This window comes from Geodermatophilus sp. SYSU D00758 (assembly GCF_054049955.1).
This window is the reverse complement of record NZ_JBJGYK010000005.1, coordinates 49,300-66,084: the sequence shown is the minus strand read 5'-3', so window position 1 is coordinate 66,084 and position 16,785 is coordinate 49,300. Positions and strand designations below refer to the sequence as shown.

The window sequence follows — 16,785 nt, the reverse complement described above, 5'->3', positions numbered from 1 at the left end:
GTGCCCGGCCTCCCGTCCGTGCCGCCTTCCTCGACCCGGCCACCGGCGCAGCACTCGACGGACGATCCGCGCGAGCGGCCACGGCACCCTCGCGGGGGAGAGGGGCGCACCCGGCTCTCAAGGCGAGACGCGACCGGCCGATACCTGCCGGCAGGGCGGGTCCCGGGGCTGGAGGTCCGCGCCGGGCCGGACAGGACGGGAGGCGCCGTGGGCGAGGCGGATGCACTGGCGGGGACCTCCACGGTCACCACGCGGCTGCTCCTGCGCGTGGTCGCCGCGCGGGGAGGTGAGGGGACCGTCGAACGGGTGCTCGGCCGCGCCGGACTGGCCGACCAGCGGGCTCTGCTGGAGAGCGTCCGGGGGCGGGTGTCGTACCCGGAGAAGCTGCGGCTGTTCGACGCAGCCGCTGAGGAACTCGGTGACCCGCGGATCGGGCTCGCGCTGGGCAGGGCCGCCGTCTCGGACCCCGGGGTGGCGGCGCTGCGGCGTGTACTGAGGACCTTCGGGACACCCGCGGGACTGCTCCGTCAGGTCTCGCGGATCTCCACCCGGCTGGACACCTCCGCGGTGTTCCGCTGCGAGTCGGCGGCGGACGGCACGGCGCGGCTGACCTGGCGGGTCCTGCCACCGCACCGCCCCGGTCGCGTGGACTGCGACTACAACATCGGGATGCTCTGCAAGGCTCCGGTGCTGTTCGGTCTCCCGCCGGCGGTGGTCGAGCACTGGACCTGCCAGGTCGACGGCGCCCCGCAGTGCGAGTACACGGTCAGCTGGCAGCAGCACGCGTCCCCCCGGTGGCGTGGCCGCCGCCGGCACCGCCCGACGCCCCGCCGTGCGGTCCGCACGCCCGTCGCGGATGCGGAGGAGCGGCTGCACGACCTGCAGGAAACCGCCACCGACCTGCTCAGCGGGGATTCCCTCGAGGACACCCTCGACCGAGTCGCCGCACGTGCGGACCGGGCCGTGCACGCCCCCGGCTACGTGCTCGACGTGCGCCTGCCCCACGGGAAGCGGCACGTGCGCTCCCGTGGTCTGGGCTCCTCGGTGCTGGCCGCGCTCGGGGACCGGCGGCTCGAGGTCGGGTGCCGGGAGGTCGGCGGCACCTCGGTGCTGTCCGTGCCGGTCACTTCCGCGACGCGGGACTACGGCGTGCTGGCCGTGGTCGCGTGGCCCGGGCAGGAGACCTTCCCCGGCGACGTCGAGCTGCTCACCACCTATGCCCGGCACGCCGCCGCCGCCATCGAGATGACGGCATCGCTGGCCGAGGCACGGGAGCAGGAGGAGACCGCACGCCTGCTGCTGACCGTCGCCCGGGCACTCGCCGGGCGGCGGGAGGCGCGCGAGGTCGCCCAGACCGTCGCCGACGCCGTCCCGGCACTCTGCGGCGCCGACCGCTCCGCGGTCGCCCTGTGGGATCCCGGGATGCAGGCGGTCTGGATCGCCGGCCTGAGCGGCTGGCCGTCGGGGCCGGCCGAGCACCTGGCCGGATTCGTGACCACCACGGAGGAGAGCCCCGAGCTGTGCGAGCTGATCGCCGTCGGCGCGCCCATGCTGGTCGACCGGTCGAGCTCGGCGTGGGCCGACGAGGTGCTGGGCCACTTCGGCGTCACCGCGATGGGCGGGGTGCCGATCAAGGTGGACGACCGGCTGGTGGGGATCGTCCTCGCCCACTGGGTCGACAGCACACCGCCGACCGCCCTCGGCGAGGGGACCACCGAGCGGATGTGGGGCCTGGCCGGCCTGGCCGGGGTGGCGCTGGACAACACCCAGCTGCTCGACGAGATCCGGCACCGGGCCACGCACGACTCCCTCACCGGCCTGCCGAACCGCACGCTGCTCCAGTCGCGGGTCGACGCCGCGCTGAGCCGGCCGGGACCACCTGCCGGGGACGTGGCGCTCCTCTTCTGCGACGTCGTCCGGCTCAAGCGGGTCAACGACAGCCTCGGGCACGGAGCGGGGGACGAGGTGTTGCGGGAGGTCGCCCGCCGACTGCGGTCGGTGGTCCGCGACGACGACACCGTGGCGCGCTACAGCGGTGACGAGTTCGTCGTCCTGCTCCCCGGCACCACGGGGACCGGCGCCCGCGAGGTGGCCGACCGGGTCCACCGCTCCCTGTCGACCCCGGTGCGCGTCGGTGACCAGGACGTGTTCGTCGACCTGGCCGTCGGCATCGCCGTGGCCGGGTCCTCCGACGAGGTACGGGACGACGTACCCGGCGGCGCAGCGCACCGGATGAGGGAGGACCTCGTCGAACGGGCCGGGGAGGACATGCGCCGGTGCGCGACCGGGGCCCTGTCCGGCCAGGAGGAGGAGGCGCGCGAGCGGCTGCGGCTGGAGACCGACCTGCACGGTGCCGTCGACCGCGGGGAGATCGCCGTACACCTGCAACCGCAGGTCGACCTGCGGAGCGGACGGGTCGTCGCCGTCGAGGCGCTGGCGCGGTGGCACCACCCCACCCTGGGGCCGGTCCGGCCCGACGTCTTCGTGCCCGTCGCCGAGGCCAGCGGGCTGATCCGGGAGATCGGCGAGCACGTCCTCCACGAGGCGTGCCGGGCCGTCGCGGCCTGGCGGGCGGACGGGCTGGAACTCGAGGTGGCCGTCAACGTGTCCGCCGTCCAGCTGACCGACCCGGGGTTCACCTCGCTCGTCGAGCGGGTGCTCGAGCGGACGGGGCTGCCGGCGGGCCGGCTGACCCTGGAGGTGACGGAGAGCCAGGTGCTCACCGAGGTCGCCACCCGGCACGGGCACCTCGAGCGGCTGGCGGCCCTGGGCACGGGCATCTCGGTCGACGACTTCGGCACGGGGTACTCCTCCCTGGGCCAGCTGCACCGGCTGCCGGTCACCGAGATGAAGGTGGACCGGGCGTTCACGGCGCGGCTCACCGACGGTGCACCGTCGCCGTTCGTCGCCGGCATCCTCGGCCTCGGCCACGGCCTCGGGCTGCGGATCGTCGCCGAGGGCGTCGAGACGGTCGGCCAGTGGCACGCGCTGCGCGACATCGGGTGCGAACGGGCCCAGGGATACCTGTTCGGCCGGCCGACGCCACCCGCCGAGCTGAGGGACCGGCTGCTGGCCGGGGAGGCGGCGCCCGTGCCGGCACTCCGGTGAGGACCGCCCCGGGGCCGGCCGGGACTGTGGGTGACCGGTCACGTCCTCACCCCTGCCGGCTTCCACGGCCGTCAGCCGACCGGCACCGAGGCCCGTTCCCGGAACCCCCGCCGACGCGAACGGCCCCCGGGGGATCCCCGGGGGCCGTCTCGTCTGGTGGGCAAGGGGGGAGTTGAACCCCCACGTCCTTCCGGACACACGGACCTGAACCGTGCGCGTCTGCCATTCCGCCACTTGCCCGGACGCAGGGACGAGGTTAGCAGCCCTCCGCCGCCCGCCCGCGCAGGCCCCCCGGGACGCCTGGGGCGCACGGTGCGTCCGGGGGCCACCGGCCGGTCCGGAGCCTCATCCCCGGCTACGATCACGGGTGGCAGAACGGACGTCCGGCGAGCGCGAGGGAGCGACTGTGGGTGTGCTGCAGCGCTTCGAGCGGCGGCTGGAGGGGATGGTCGGACTGGCCTTCGCCCGGCTCTTCAAGGGCAAGGTCCACCCGGCCGAGATCGCCAAGGCGCTGACCCGCGAGGCCGAGGAGCAGCGCTCGGTGCTCGGCGAGGGCCGGGTGCTGGCCCCCAACGTCTACGACGTGCGGCTCGGGCCCACCGACTACGACCACCTCGCGGAGTGGTCCGAGCAGCTCGCCGTCCAGCTCGCCGACATGGTGACCGAGCACATCGAGGACGAGGGCTGGCAGGTCTTCGACCGCGTCCAGGTGCGCCTGGAGCGGGACGAGGAGCTGCCCACCGGCGTCTTCGAGGTCAGCTCGCACGTCGCCGACCCGGCACGGCCACCCGCGCGCCCCGACGCCGCCCCCGTGCCGGAGGGCCCCGGCAGCGGCGTGGTGCCCCCGCTGCCACCGCTGCGCGGCCGGGTGGCCACCGACACCGGCCGCCAGTCGCCCTCGGTCGTGGGGCGGGCCGGTGCGAAGCCGGGCCTGACCCACGTGCTCGTCGTCGACGGGCCGGGCACCCGCCACGAGCTGACCACCGGCCGCAACGTCATCGGCCGCGGCACGGACGCCGACATCCGGCTCCCCGACACCGGGGTCAGCCGCAAGCACGTCGACGTCGTCCTCGACGGGGGGACGGCGGTGGCCGAGGACCTCGGCTCCACCAACGGGACCCTCGTCAACGGGCGGCGCATCACCCGCCAGGCGCTCTCCGACGGCGACGTGATCCGGATCGGCCACTCCGTGCTCGTCTACCGCCAGGACGGCGCGTGAGGCGGGGCGGAGGACGCCGGTGACCGCCGAGATCGTCCTGCAGATCTTCCGCTTCGGCTTCCTGCTGCTGTTGTGGTTGTTCATCTTCGCCGCGTTCCGGGTGGTCCGCGCCGACCTCTTCGGCGGGCGGGCCGGCCGGGTCTCCTCGGTCCCGCCCCGCGCGGCCGCCGCACCGGGCCGCCGCCGCAACCGCGGGCCGAAGACGCTGGTCGTGACCGCCGGCCCGCTGACCGGCACCAAGATCACCCTCGGGGAGCAACCGATCCTCATCGGCCGCGCCGACGACTCCACGCTCGTGCTCACCGACGACTTCGCCAGCTCCCGGCACGCCCGGCTGACCAACCGCAGCGGCCAGTGGTACGTCGAGGACCTCGGCTCGACCAACGGCACGTACCTCGACCAGCAGCGCGTCCAGGGGCCGCTCCTGGTGAGCCCCGGCCAACCGATCCGCATCGGCCAGACCGCCCTGGAGCTGCGCTCGTGACCTCCCGCCCGAGCACCGCGACCCGGCTCGCGGCAGCGGGCGCCGCGGAGGGGATCCGGTGAGCCTCTCCCTGCGCTACGCCGCCCGGTCCGACCGCGGCCTGGTCCGCGGCAACAACCAGGACTCCGTCTACGCCGGCCCGCGGCTGCTCGCCGTCGCCGACGGCATGGGCGGGCACGCCGCCGGCGACGTCGCCAGCAAGGTCGTCATCGCCGCGCTCGAGCACCTCGACGACGACGCGCCCTCGGGCGACATGCTCCAGGCGCTGCGCGAGGCGGTCTTCGACGGCAGCGAGCACCTGCGCGAGGTGATCCGCGAGTCCCCCCAGCTCGAGGGCATGGGGACCACCCTGACCGCCGTCCTCTTCGCCGGGGGCCGGCTGGCCCTCTGCCACGTCGGGGACTCCCGCGCCTACCTGCTGCGCGACGGCGTGCTCACCCAGATCACCCACGACGACACGTTCGTGCAGACCCTCATCGACGACGGGCGGATCACGCCCGAGGAGGCCAACCACCACCCGCAGCGCTCGCTGCTGCTGCGCGCCCTCAACGGCCAGGACGTCGACCCCGACCTGTCGATGCGCGAGGCCCGCGCCGGCGACCGCTACCTGCTGTGCTCCGACGGGCTCTCCGGCGTGGTCAGCGAGGAGACCCTCGCCGAGGCGCTCACCGACCCCGACCCGCAGGCCACCGCCGACCGGCTCGTCGAGCTGGCGCTGCGCAGCGGGGGCCCGGACAACATCACCGTCATCGTCGCCGACGTCGTCGAGGACGGCGCCGGCCCGGCGCCCGTGGACCCGGTCGTCGACGGCGCGGCCGGGGACAACGCCGGCCAGCGCGCCGTCGACCCGAGCTCGGCCGCCGGCCGGGCGGCGCTCGCCGGTCCCCCGCCGCCCCCGCCGGCCCCCGCACCGCCCGCGGCGAGCGCGCCACCCCCGCAGCGCCGGCGGCGGCTGCTCTGGGGCCTGGCCGGGCTGCTGCTGGTGGCCGCCGCGGCCGCGGGCGCCTGGCTGTGGCTGCTGTCGAACTGGTTCGTCGGGGTCGAGGACGTCGCCGACGGCGAGCGGGTCACCGTCTACCGCGGCCTGGACACCTCGCTGCTCGGCCTGGACCTCAACCGGGTCGCCACGGTCACCGACCTCGACGTCGACGACCTGACCCCGGCCGACGCGAGCAAGGTCCGCCGCGGCATCGAGGCCACCGACGGCGCCCACGCCGACCGCATCGTCGCGATGCTCCGGTCCTCCCGGCTGCCCGTCTGCCCGTCCGGGGACGAGCAGGCCGACGACGAGGCGGGCGCCGCCGCGAGCCCCTCCCTGGGTCTCCCGCTCCCCGGCACCGACCTGGGCGCCGACGCCACCGCCGGCCTGCCCACCCCGTCCCTGCCCACCGACCCCGTGCCCACCGACCCCGTGCCCACCGATCCGACGCGGTCGCCCTCGACGCCCGAGCCGGGAGTGGACTGCCGGGAGGCGCCGTGACCGCCGGACCCACCACCGACCCCCGCGCCGCGGCCGGTGCCGCGACGCCGAAGCGGCGCGGCACCGAGCTGGCGCTGCTGGGCTTCGCCGTCCTCATCACGCTGACCGCGCAGGCCATCGTGGACCTGACGCTCACCGGGTCGCTGACCACCGAGCTGGCCACCTTCGGCGTCTGGATCAGCGCCCTGTGGCTGGTCGCCCACCTGGTGGTCCGCCGGTTCGCCCCGTACGCCGACCCGCTGCTGCTGCCCTGCGTGGCGCTGCTGGTGGGCCTGGGCCTGGCCGTCATCCACCGGCTCGACCTGGCCGACCAGCAGGTCGACGCCACCGCGACGCGCGAGGACGCGCCCGTGCAGCTGGTGTGGGCCACGCTCGGCGTGGCGCTGTTCGTCGCCGTGCTCGTGCTGCTGCGCGACCACCGGCTGCTGTCCCGGTTCGCCTACACCCTCGCGCTGGTCGGCCTGGTCCTGCTGGCGATCCCCGCCGTGCTGCCCGCCTCCCTGTCGGAGGTCAACGGCGCCAAGATCTGGATCCGCGTCGCCGGGTTCAGCATCCAGCCGGGCGAGTTCGCCAAGATCTGCCTGGTCGTCTTCTTCGCCGCCTACCTGGTGGACAAGCGCGACGTGCTGGCCCTGGCCAGCCGCCGGGTGATGGGCCTGGAGCTGCCCCGCGGCCGCGACCTGGGCCCGGTGCTGGTCGCCTGGATGCTGTCGATCCTCGTGCTGGTCTTCGAGCGGGACCTCGGCAGCTCGCTGCTGCTCTTCGGCATCTTCGTGGTGATGCTCTACATCGCCACCGAGCGGGCCAGCTGGCTGCTCATCGGGCTGGCGCTGTTCGCCGGCGGCGCCTTCATCGCCTACCAGGTCTTCGGCCACGTGCAGCAGCGGGTGGACGCCTGGCTGGACCCCTTCGCCTACTACGACGGCTCGGGGTTCCAGGTCGCCCAGTCGCTGTTCGGGCTGGGCACCGGCGGGTTGTTCGGCGCCGGGCTCGGCGGGGGCCGCCCCGACCAGGTGCCGATCGCCAAGAGCGACTTCATCGCCTCGGCGGTGGGCGAGGAGCTCGGCCTGTTCGGCCTGGTCGCGGTGATCATCGTCTACCTGGTGCTGGTCGAGCGCGGCCTGCGCACCTCGCTGATCGTCCGGGACGCCTTCGGCAAGCTGCTCGCCGCCGGGCTGGCCTTCGCCGTGGCCTGGCAGGTCTTCGTCGTCCTCGGCGGGGTCACCGGCCTGCTGCCGCTGACCGGCCTGACCACCCCGTTCCTCGCCTACGGCGGCTCGTCGCTGGTGGCCAACTTCGTCCTCGTCGCCGTCCTCGTCCGGATCAGCGACGCCGCCCGCCGCCCGGCGCCCGCCGCCGCCCCGCCCAAGCCGGCGCTGGGCGACGCCCCCACCGAGGTCGTGCAACCGTGAACGCTCCCCTCCGCCGCGTGGCGATCAGCGTGCTGGTCCTCTTCACGCTGCTGATCGTCAACGTCAACGTCATCCAGGTCGTCCGCTCCGACGAGCTGCGCGAGGACACCCGCAACACCCGGGTCCTGGCCGAGGAGTACGACCGCGAGCGCGGCTCGATCGTGGTGGAGGGCACCGAGGTCGCGCTCTCGGTCCCCACCGACGGCCGGCTCACCTACCTGCGCCAGTACCCGGAGGGCCCGGTCTACGCCGGCGTCACCGGCTACTACTCGCTGGTCTACGGCAACTCCCAGACCGAGCGCGCGGCCAACGAGGTCCTCTCCGGCAACGACCCGCGGCTGCTGGTGCGCCGGCTGGCCGACCTGTTCACCGGCCGGGACCCCTCCGGCGGCGACGTCGTCCTCACCCTCGACGCCGAGGTGCAGCAGACCGCGATGGCCGCGCTCGAGGGGGTCACCGGCGCCGTCGTCGCCCTCGACCCGTCGACCGGTGCGGTCCTCGGCCTGGCCAGCACCCCGACCTACGACCCCGGCCTGCTCTCCAGCCACGACCCGCAGGCCATCCGCGACTACTGGGCCGAGCTCAACGAGGCCGAGCGGGACCCGCGGCTCAACCGGGCGATCGGCGACAACTACCCGCCCGGATCGGTGTTCAAGGTGATCGTCTCGGCCGCGGCGCTGGCGGAGGGCTACACCCCCGAGAGCGTCGTCCCGGCCCCGCAGACGCTGACCCTGCCCGGCACCTCCACCGAGCTGGAGAACTTCAGCGGCTCGGCCTGCAGCAGCAGCGGCGAGCAGCCGCTCATCGACGCGCTCACCGTCTCCTGCAACACCGCCTTCGCCCAGCTGGGCATCGACCTCGGCGAGGACCGCGTCCGCGAGATGGCCGAGGCGTTCGGCATGGACGGCGACGGCCGGGAGATCCCGCTCGCGGTCGCGCCCAGCACCGTCGGCGAGATCGAGGGCGACGCCCAGCTCGGGGTCAGCTCCATCGGCCAGCAGGACGTCCGGATGACCCCGCTGCAGGCCGCGATGATCGCCTCGGCCGTGGCCAACGACGGCACGCTCATGGAGCCCTACCTGGTCGACCAGGTGCGCGCCCCCGACCTGTCGGTGATCGACCAGACCGACCCCGAGGAGCTCGGCGAGCCGGTGACCCCGGAGGTCGCCGACCAGCTGACCGAGATGATGGTGAGCGTCGTGACCGACGGCAGCGGCCGGCGCGCCCAGGTCCCCGGCGTCCAGGTCGCCGGCAAGACCGGGACGGCGGAGAACGCCGGCCCCGACCACAACTGGTTCATCGGCTTCGCCCCGGCCGACGACCCGCAGATCGCCGTGGCCGTGTTCGTGGCCAACGGCGGTGGCACCGGCGGCGACACCTCCGCGCCGATCGCCCGGCAGGTCATCTCGACCTACCTCGAGGGGCAGGGCGGCTGATGGCGCTGTCCACCGGCACGGTGCTCGCCGGCCGCTACGAGATCACCGCGCCCATCGCCACCGGCGGCATGGGCGAGGTGTGGCGCGCCCGCGACCGGGTGCTCGACCGGGTCGTCGCGGCCAAGGTGCTGCGCAGCGAGTTCACCGGCGACCCCAGCTTCGTCGCCCGGTTCCGCAACGAGGCCCGGCACACCGCCGCGCTGACCCACCCGAACATCGCCTCCGTCTACGACTACGGCGAGACCGAGGACGACCGCGGTGCCCGGCTGGCGTTCCTCGTCATGGAGCTGGTCGAGGGCCAGCCGCTGGTGACGATCCTCCACGAGGAGGGGACGCTGCCGGTCGACTGGACGCTGCACGTGCTCGGCCAGGCGGCCGACGGGCTGTCGGCGGCGCACCGGGCCGGCGTCGTCCACCGCGACATCAAGCCGGGCAACCTCATCGTCCGCCCCGACGGCGTGGTGAAGCTGACCGACTTCGGGATCGCCCGCGCCCGGGACGCCACGCCGCTGACCCGCACCGGCATGGTCGTCGGCACCGCCCAGTACCTCTCCCCCGAGCAGGCGCAGGGGTTCGAGGTCACCGCGGCCTCCGACGTCTACTCCCTCGGCGTGGTCGGTTACGAGTGCCTGACCGGGGGGCGGCCCTTCGACGGCACCTCGCAGGTCGCCGTGGCCCTGGCCCACATCAACCGCCCGCCGCCGCCGCTGCCGGCCGAGATCCCACCCGCGGTGCGGCTGCTGGTGGAGCGGGCGCTGGCCAAGGACCCCGCCGACCGCTTCGCGGACGGCGGGGCGTTCGCCGCCGCCATCCGCTCGGTCGCGGCCGGCACCGGGCTGACCGGCGCGTCCCCCGCGCCCGGCCCGGTCAGCGGCACGCGACCGGTGGCGGGCGCCACCCCCACGGCCCGCACCGAGGTGGTCCGCGACACCAGCGACGGGCACACCGCCGTCCTCGGCGCCGCAGCCGCCGGCGGCGCGGCCGGCGCCGGTGAGCGCACCGGGGCCCGCCCGGTGCCGCCGCTGCGGCGGGAGGACGGCGGGGACGACGCCCCCCCGCCGGAGGCCGGCCGGCACCGCGGCGCGGCCGCCGGGGGCACCGGGCGCTGGGCCTGGGCGGCCGCGGGCCTGGTGCTGCTGCTCGTGGTCGCCGGCGGGCTGTGGTTCCTGCTCGGCGGCGACGGCGAGAGCACCGGCACGACCCGGACCAGCGGGCCCGCGCCGAGCATCACCACCTCGGCCGGCACCGTGCTGGTCGACACCCAGGCCTACATCGGCCGGGACGCCGACGAGATCGCCGAGCTGCTCGGCGGCAGCGGCCTGCAGGTGCAGCAGCGGGACGCGACCGCCGACGAGGTCTCCCGCTGGGGGATCGCGCTGGCCGCGGGATCGGTCGTGGGGTCCGACCCGGCCGACCAGGCGGTGCCGGAGGGCGGCACGGTGACGCTGTTCGTCGCGCCCGACGACTACGCCCCGCCGGCCGAGGAGACCGAGGACGAGGGCGAGCCGGAGGAGACCGAGGAGCCCGCGCCGACCACGACGGCCGCGCCGACGACGACCGCCGCCCCGACCACCACCACGGCCGCGCCCACCACGACCACGGCCGCGCCGACGACTCCCACGACGGCACCCGCCCCGACCGACGACGACGACGCCGAGGGGGGCAGCCCCGCCCCGACCGGGTCCCCGCTGCCCGGTGAGGCGGCCCCGGAGGGCGACGCGCCCGGTGGGGAGGCCGGTACGGGCGAGGGCCGTGCGGCGCAGGACGCGGAGGGTCCGGCCGGGTGAGCCGGCTGCCCCGCGCCGCCCGGGACGGCGCCGTCCCAGCGGTTACGCTGCCCGCCGGTCACCCGCCGGGCGGCCGTCCCCCGCGCCCGCGGGACCACCGTCGCCGGGTTCCCGGCCCCCAGGACCCCTGCACGCAGGACCGCACCGCCCGAGAGGACCCCCGATGACCACGCCGCAGGTGCTGGGCGAGCGTTACGAGATCGGAGGGGTGCTCGGCCGCGGGGGCATGGCGGAGGTGCACCGCGGCCGCGACCTGCGGCTCGGCCGCGAGGTGGCCGTCAAGGTGCTCCGCCAGGACCTCGCCCGCGACCCGTCCTTCCAGGTGCGCTTCCGCCGCGAGGCGCAGGCCGCGGCCTCGCTGAACCACCCCGCGATCGTCGCCGTCTACGACACCGGCGAGGACCGCGACACCAAGGGCGCCACGCCCTACATCGTCATGGAGTACGTGGAGGGCCAGACCCTCCGCGACGTCCTGCGCGGCGAGGGCGTGCTCTCCCCGGAGCGGGCCATGCACTTCGCCGCCGACATCTGCGGCGCCCTCGACTTCAGCCACCGCAACGGCATCGTGCACCGGGACGTCAAGCCGGGGAACGTGATGATCACGCCGCAGGGCGCGGTCAAGGTCATGGACTTCGGCATCGCCCGCGCCGTCTCCGACTCGGCGGCCACGATGACCTCCACGGCCGCGGTGATCGGCACCGCCCAGTACCTCTCCCCCGAGCAGGCCCGCGGTGAGGGCGTCGACGCCCGCTCCGACGTCTACTCCGTCGGCTGCCTGCTCTACGAGCTGGTCACCGGGGCGCCGCCGTTCACCGGGGACTCGCCGGTCGCGGTGGCCTACCAGCACGTCCGCGAGGACCCGCGGCTGCCGTCGTCCGTCAACCCCGACATCCCGCCGGAGCTGGACGCGATCCTGCTCAAGGCCATGAGCAAGAACCCGGCCAACCGGTACCAGTCGGCCGCCGACATGCGCAGCGACCTGCTGCGCGCGCTGGCCGGCCAGCGCGTCGAGGCCACGCCGGTGATGAACGACGCCGAGAAGACCACCATCCTCGGCGCCACCCCCGGCGGCTACGACGGGGACGGCTCCTGGGACGAGGACGACGAGGCCGCGTCCCGGCGCCGGCGCAACCGCACCGTCGCGCTGATCGCCGCCGCCGTCGTCCTGCTGGGCGGGATCATCGCCCTGGCGCTGGTGCTGGGGAACTCCGACGACGCGCCCCCGCCGGTGACCCAGGTCGCCGTGCCGGACGTCGTCGGGGACACCGAGGCCGACGCCCGCTCGGCGATCAGCGACGCCGGGCTGACCGTCGGCGCGGTCACCGCGCAGCCGAGCACGCCCGAGCAGGAGGGCCGGGTGCTCAGCACCGACCCGGCCGGGGGCGCGCAGGTCGACCCCGACAGCGAGGTCACCCTCGTCGTCGGCGGCGGCGTCGACACCCTGACCGTCCCCCCGGTGGTCAACCTGGACGTCGACGACGCCCGGACCGCCCTGGAGAACGCCGGCTTCACCAGCGTGGACACCGAGACCGTCGACTCCGCCGAGCCCGAGGGCACCGTGATCGCGGTCGACCCGGAGCAGGGCAGCGCCGTCGCCCCGGACACCCGGGTCAACCTGCAGGTCTCCGACGGGGACGTCGCGGTGCCGGACGTGACCGGCCAGGACCAGGGGGCCGCCACCGAGGAGCTGCGCGGAGCCGGGTTCACCGACATCGCCACCGAGGAGGTCGAGTCCGACCGGCCCGCGGGCACCGTGGTGGCCACCGACCCGGCGGCCGGCACGCAGGCCACCGCCGACCAGACCGTCACGCTGCAGATCTCCGGTGGCGTCACCGAGATCACCGTGCCGGCCGGCATCGTCGGGCAGAGCGAGGCGGCCGCCCGCCAGGCGCTCGCGGCGGCCGGCTTCACCGGGACGATCTCCGTGCAGCCGACCGAGTCCGGCGGCGGGCAGGCGCCGGGCACGGTGGCCGGCAGCGATCCGCGGCCCGGCCAGACCGTGGAGCCCGACGGCGAGATCACCCTGCTGGTCGTGCAGGAGGCCCCGCCGACGCAGGCCCCCACCGGCGACGGCGGGGAGGACGGCGGCGAGCAGCCGACGGACCCCGGGGGCGAATGACCCGGACGACGACGCGACGAGGGCGCCTCCCGTGCACGGGAGGCGCCCTCGTGGCGTCCCGGGGCCGTTCCTCCCGCCCGGAGCTCGCCGGAGGCGCCCGGGAAGCCCCTGGGAGGGCGGCTGCGGGCTCAGGCGGTGGCGACCGTGGTGAGCCGCCGGGCGGCGGCGCTGGCGGCCTCCAGGGCCGCCGGGTCCGGGGCCAGGCCGCAGGCGGCCAGCCAGGTGGCCAGCATCCGGTGCCCGCCCTCGGTGAGGACCGACTCCGGGTGGAACTGCACCCCCTCGACGGGCAGCTCGCGGTGGCGCAGCGCCATGACGATCCCCGACGGCGTGCTCCCGGTGACCTCGAGCTCGTCGGGGACGGTGGCCCGATCGACGGCCAGCGAGTGGTAGCGGGTCGCGGTGAACGGGGACGGCAGCCCCGCCAGGACGCCGGCGCCCTCGTGCACCACCTGGCTGGTCTTGCCGTGCAGCAGCTCGGGGGCGCGGACGACCCGGGCGCCGAAGGCCTCCCCGATCGCCTGGTGGCCGAGGCAGACCCCCAGGACCGGCGTCCCGGCCTCGGCCGCGGCCCGGACCATCGGGACGGTCACCCCGGCGCCGGCCGGGGTGCCCGGCCCCGGGGAGAGGAGCACGCCGGCGACGTCCAGGTCCGGCAGCTCCTCGACGGTGACCGCGTCGTTGCGCCGCACCACGCAGCGCACGCCGAGCTGCCCGAGGTACTGCACGAGGTTGTAGACGAAGCTGTCGAAGTTGTCGACGACGAGGACGGGGCGGGTCACGGCGGCTCGGCTCTCCCGGGGGACGGCGGTCGGGAGCACCCGGCCCGCCCGGCCCGGCTCAGCGGTCGAGGGCGCTCGCGTGCTCCATGTCCAGCGAGCCATCGTAGGCGGGCACGGTGAGCTGCCCGCGGTCGCGGACGGCGAAGCCCAGCCCGAAGTCCGCCACGGCCTGCCGGAACAGCTGCACCTGGGGGGAGGCGGCCAGCTGCGCGCGGATCACGTCGGCGTCCCCGATGGCGGTGACGACGAAGGGCGGGGAGTAGGTGCGGCCCTGCAGCAGGAGCACGTTGCCCACGCAGCGCACCGCGCTGGTCGCGATCAGCCGCTGGTCCATGATCGCCACGGCGTCGGCGCCGGCCGCCCACACGGCGTTGACGACGGCCTGCACGTCGGACTGGTGGATGACCACGTCGTCGGGCCGCGCGCCCACCGGCAGCGACCCGTCGGGACGGCGGGGGGCGTCGTCCAGGGTGATCTCCACACCCGGCCCGGTGAGCGCCACCAGCCCGGCCGAGAGCATCCCGCCCAGGGCGCGCTCCTGCGCGGCGGCGACGTCCCCGTCGCGGGCGGCGACCCGGTCGGTGAGGGCCTCCACCTGCTCCTGCAGCGCGGCCAGCTCCTCCCGCTGGCCGGCGAGGTCCTCCCGGCGCTCCTGGACGAGGGCGGAGAGCTCCGTGACGTCGCCGCCGCGCAGGTCCACACCGTCGGAGGCCTGCCGGGAGGTGGCGAACAGCAGGCCGGCGGCGAGGGCCACGACCGGCACGAGGGCCGCCCACGCCGAGGGACGGCGCCTGGCCCCCGCGGTCAGGCTGCGGACTGCGGCCACGCGGTCAGCTTAGGCTGGGATCGGTGACGGCCGGTCGCGACGACCCGGCCCCGGAGGGAGTTCCACGTGCCGAAGTCGAAGGTGCGCAAGAAGTCGGTCTACACGCCCCCGCAGGGCACCCTGCAGCCCCGCGGCAACGCGCGGGCCCTGCAGCCCAGCCCGCGCTGGTACGCGCCGGTCATGGTGACGCTCATGGTGCTCGGCCTGCTGTGGATCGTCGTCTACTACGTCGCCGGGGACCAGGTCCCGGTGATGGTGTCCCTGCAGGCCTGGAACTTCGCCATCGGGTTCGGCCTGATGGTCGCCGGCCTGGTGATGTCGATGCGCTGGCGCTGACGTCGCCCCTGCGCCCGCCCTCCGGCCCCCGTCCCGCACCCGGGACGGGGGCCGGCGTGCGTCCGGGACGGTGTGATCGCCCGACCACCGTCCGTGTTGTGCACAGGGAGCGCTGTGCACAGGGGCATCCGTCGTCCACAGGTCGACTTGGCGCGATACCCCCAGAGTTGTCCACCGCGTGTGGAGAACGCCTGTTCGACAGGAACGCGCTGACCTGCGGTTTCATGCCCGCTGAGGCGGATGTGACGAGAAGGGCAGCCGAGTAACTACAGACGTGGAACTTGTCCCCAGGTGTGCACACAGCTGTGGACGAGTCGACAAGGCGCCGGCGGGTACGACGGTCACCGCCCGGGGTCCTTACCCCGTGTCGCGGATCCTGACACGGGGTCTGACCACGGCGGATGCCGACGACCGCGGGCGCCGCGACCCGCCCCTCCCCGGCTGTGGACGAGCCGTCGCGGCCGGGGAGCGCACGGGAGGGCTGGGGACGGACGGGTCCGGTGCCGGCGTGCTGGGAAGCTGGGGACGTGGGGGCCGGGGACGTGGAGTGGTCGGCACCGCGTGCACAGGGCGTGCTGGTGTGGATCGGCGCGCTGCTGCTGGCCGGTGCCGCGCTCGTGCTCGACCCGGCGGGCCGGGTGCTCGTCGGTGCCGCGGCCCTGCTGCTGGCGGCGCTGGGGACCCGGGACCTGCTGCTGCGACCCCGGCTGTCGGCGGGCCCGGCAGGGGTCGCCGTCCGCACCCTGACCGGCACCGAGCGGCTCGGGCGTCCGGCGGTGCGGGTGCGCGAGACCCGGCGGTGGGGGGTGCGGTCGCGGCTGCTCGAGCTGGACACCGCGGGGCCGGGGGACGACGGCCGGCTGGTGCTGCTGGGGCGGCGCGACCTGGGTGCCGACCCGGCCGACGTCGCCCGCGCGCTGCGCGACCTCTACCCGTAGCGGCCGCTACCCGTAGGCGCGCCCGAGCACGACGAGGGTCGGCACGGTGAGGGCCACCGCGACCAGCACGCCGGCGAGCAGCAGCACCAGGAGGACCTGCAGCCGCTGCCGGCGGCGGGTCAGCACGAGCACCGCGGTGGCCGCGATGCCGGCGGCCAGGCCGCCGAGGTGGCCGAGCAGCGAGACGCCGGGCAGGAAGCTGATGACGACGTTGATGGCGAGCAGGGTGAGCAGCGCCCGCAGGTCCTCCCGGCGGACCAGCATGAGCACGCCTAGGCCGCCGAGCAGGCCGTAGATGGCGGCCGAGGCCCCGGCGACCGGCCGGCCGGGCTCCCCGAACAGCTGGAGGGCGGCCGCGCCGCCGAGCAGCGAGACCACGTAGACGGCCAGGTAGCGCCACCGCCCGAGCTGGCGCTCGAGCTCCGAGCCGAACAGCAGCAGGGCGAGCATGTTCAGCGCCAGGTGCACCGGCCCGATGTGCAGGAACGCGGCGGTGAGCACCCGCCAGTCCTCCCCGAGCGCGACCAGCACCGGGATCTGCGAGAAGCGGGCGAACAGCGGGGAGAGCTGGTTGTCCAGCGGGTTGGCCCCGGCGAGCCCGGCCGAGACCGCGGTCACCACGAAGACGGCGACGTTGACCGCGATGAGGGAGACGGTGACCACGCCGAACCGCCGGCCGGCGCGGCGCAGCGGCGGGGTGGGGCGCGGCCGGCGGACCGAGGCCTGCCCCTCGCGCACGCACTCCGGGCACTGGAACCCGACCGAGGCGGGGGTCATGCACTCCGGGCAGATGGGCCGCCCGCAGCGGGTGCAGGAGATCCGGGTGGGCCGGTCCGCGTGCCGGTAGCAGGTTGGTGT

At 75.5% G+C, this 16,785-nt stretch carries 13 protein-coding genes and 1 tRNA gene; 10 read left to right on the top strand and 4 right to left on the bottom strand.

The window, feature by feature from the left end; genetic code table 11:
• Positions 1–207 precede the first annotated feature (207 nt).
• Positions 208–3,108 carry an EAL domain-containing protein gene (locus ACI8AC_RS05400; RefSeq protein ID WP_456895923.1) on the top strand — a complete coding sequence of 967 codons (2,901 nt, stop codon included), beginning with the start codon at positions 208–210 and terminating at the stop codon, positions 3,106–3,108.
• Between the two features lie 154 nt (positions 3,109–3,262).
• Here the strand turns inward: ACI8AC_RS05400 and ACI8AC_RS05395 are convergent.
• Positions 3,263–3,348: transfer RNA gene (locus tag ACI8AC_RS05395), tRNA-Leu, on the bottom strand.
• Positions 3,349–3,514: 166 nt separating this feature from the next.
• On the opposite strand from ACI8AC_RS05395, the gene ACI8AC_RS05390 reads away from it, so the two are divergent.
• From ACI8AC_RS05390 to pknB, 7 genes are all read left to right on the top strand, one after another.
• Positions 3,515–4,327: an FhaA domain-containing protein gene (locus ACI8AC_RS05390; RefSeq protein WP_456895921.1), complete on the top strand. Its 813-nt coding sequence runs from the start codon at positions 3,515–3,517 to the stop codon at positions 4,325–4,327.
• A gap of 19 nt (positions 4,328–4,346) precedes the next feature.
• Positions 4,347–4,811 carry an FHA domain-containing protein FhaB/FipA gene (locus ACI8AC_RS05385; protein ID WP_117377914.1) on the top strand — a complete coding sequence of 155 codons (465 nt, stop codon included), beginning with the start codon at positions 4,347–4,349 and terminating at the stop codon, positions 4,809–4,811.
• Positions 4,812–4,869: 58 nt separating this feature from the next.
• Positions 4,870–6,291: a PP2C family protein-serine/threonine phosphatase gene (locus ACI8AC_RS05380; protein ID WP_456895919.1), complete on the top strand. Its 1,422-nt coding sequence runs from the start codon at positions 4,870–4,872 to the stop codon at positions 6,289–6,291.
• Positions 6,288–7,703: an FtsW/RodA/SpoVE family cell cycle protein gene (locus ACI8AC_RS05375; RefSeq protein WP_456895917.1), complete on the top strand. Its 1,416-nt coding sequence runs from the start codon at positions 6,288–6,290 to the stop codon at positions 7,701–7,703. Before ACI8AC_RS05380 ends, ACI8AC_RS05375 begins: the two co-directional genes overlap by 4 nt.
• The gene (locus ACI8AC_RS05370) at positions 7,700–9,139 is read left to right on the top strand and encodes a peptidoglycan D,D-transpeptidase FtsI family protein (protein WP_456895916.1); all 1,440 of its coding nucleotides are present in this window, start codon (positions 7,700–7,702) and stop codon (positions 9,137–9,139) included. The genes ACI8AC_RS05375 and ACI8AC_RS05370 overlap by 4 nt, the downstream gene beginning before the upstream one ends.
• A complete protein-coding gene (locus ACI8AC_RS05365) occupies positions 9,139–10,926 on the top strand; it encodes a protein kinase domain-containing protein (protein ID WP_456895914.1) in 1,788 nt (595 codons plus the stop codon). Before ACI8AC_RS05370 ends, ACI8AC_RS05365 begins: the two co-directional genes overlap by 1 nt.
• 163 nt (positions 10,927–11,089) lie before the next feature.
• Complete coding sequence (gene pknB, locus ACI8AC_RS05360) at positions 11,090–13,045, top strand: Stk1 family PASTA domain-containing Ser/Thr kinase (RefSeq protein ID WP_456895912.1); 1,956 nt, start codon at positions 11,090–11,092, stop codon at positions 13,043–13,045.
• A gap of 128 nt (positions 13,046–13,173) precedes the next feature.
• Here pknB and ACI8AC_RS05355 read toward each other — a convergent pair whose 3' ends face one another.
• Positions 13,174–13,827, bottom strand: a complete 654-nt coding sequence (locus tag ACI8AC_RS05355; RefSeq protein ID WP_456895910.1) for an aminodeoxychorismate/anthranilate synthase component II — start codon at positions 13,825–13,827, stop codon at positions 13,174–13,176.
• Between the two features lie 58 nt (positions 13,828–13,885).
• The gene (locus ACI8AC_RS05350) at positions 13,886–14,653 is read right to left on the bottom strand and encodes a DUF881 domain-containing protein (RefSeq protein WP_456895907.1); all 768 of its coding nucleotides are present in this window, start codon (positions 14,651–14,653) and stop codon (positions 13,886–13,888) included.
• A 66-nt stretch (positions 14,654–14,719) separates the two neighbouring features.
• On the opposite strand from ACI8AC_RS05350, the gene crgA reads away from it, so the two are divergent.
• Complete coding sequence (gene crgA, locus ACI8AC_RS05345) at positions 14,720–14,989, top strand: cell division protein CrgA (RefSeq protein WP_456895905.1); 270 nt, start codon at positions 14,720–14,722, stop codon at positions 14,987–14,989.
• A gap of 527 nt (positions 14,990–15,516) precedes the next feature.
• Positions 15,517–15,927, top strand: a complete 411-nt coding sequence (locus ACI8AC_RS05340; protein ID WP_456895903.1) for a PH domain-containing protein — start codon at positions 15,517–15,519, stop codon at positions 15,925–15,927.
• A 6-nt stretch (positions 15,928–15,933) separates the two neighbouring features.
• Here the strand turns inward: ACI8AC_RS05340 and ACI8AC_RS05335 are convergent, their stop codons facing one another.
• Positions 15,934–16,704, bottom strand: a complete 771-nt coding sequence (locus tag ACI8AC_RS05335) for a rhomboid family intramembrane serine protease (protein WP_456895901.1) — start codon at positions 16,702–16,704, stop codon at positions 15,934–15,936.
• Positions 16,705–16,785: the final 81 nt, after the last annotated feature.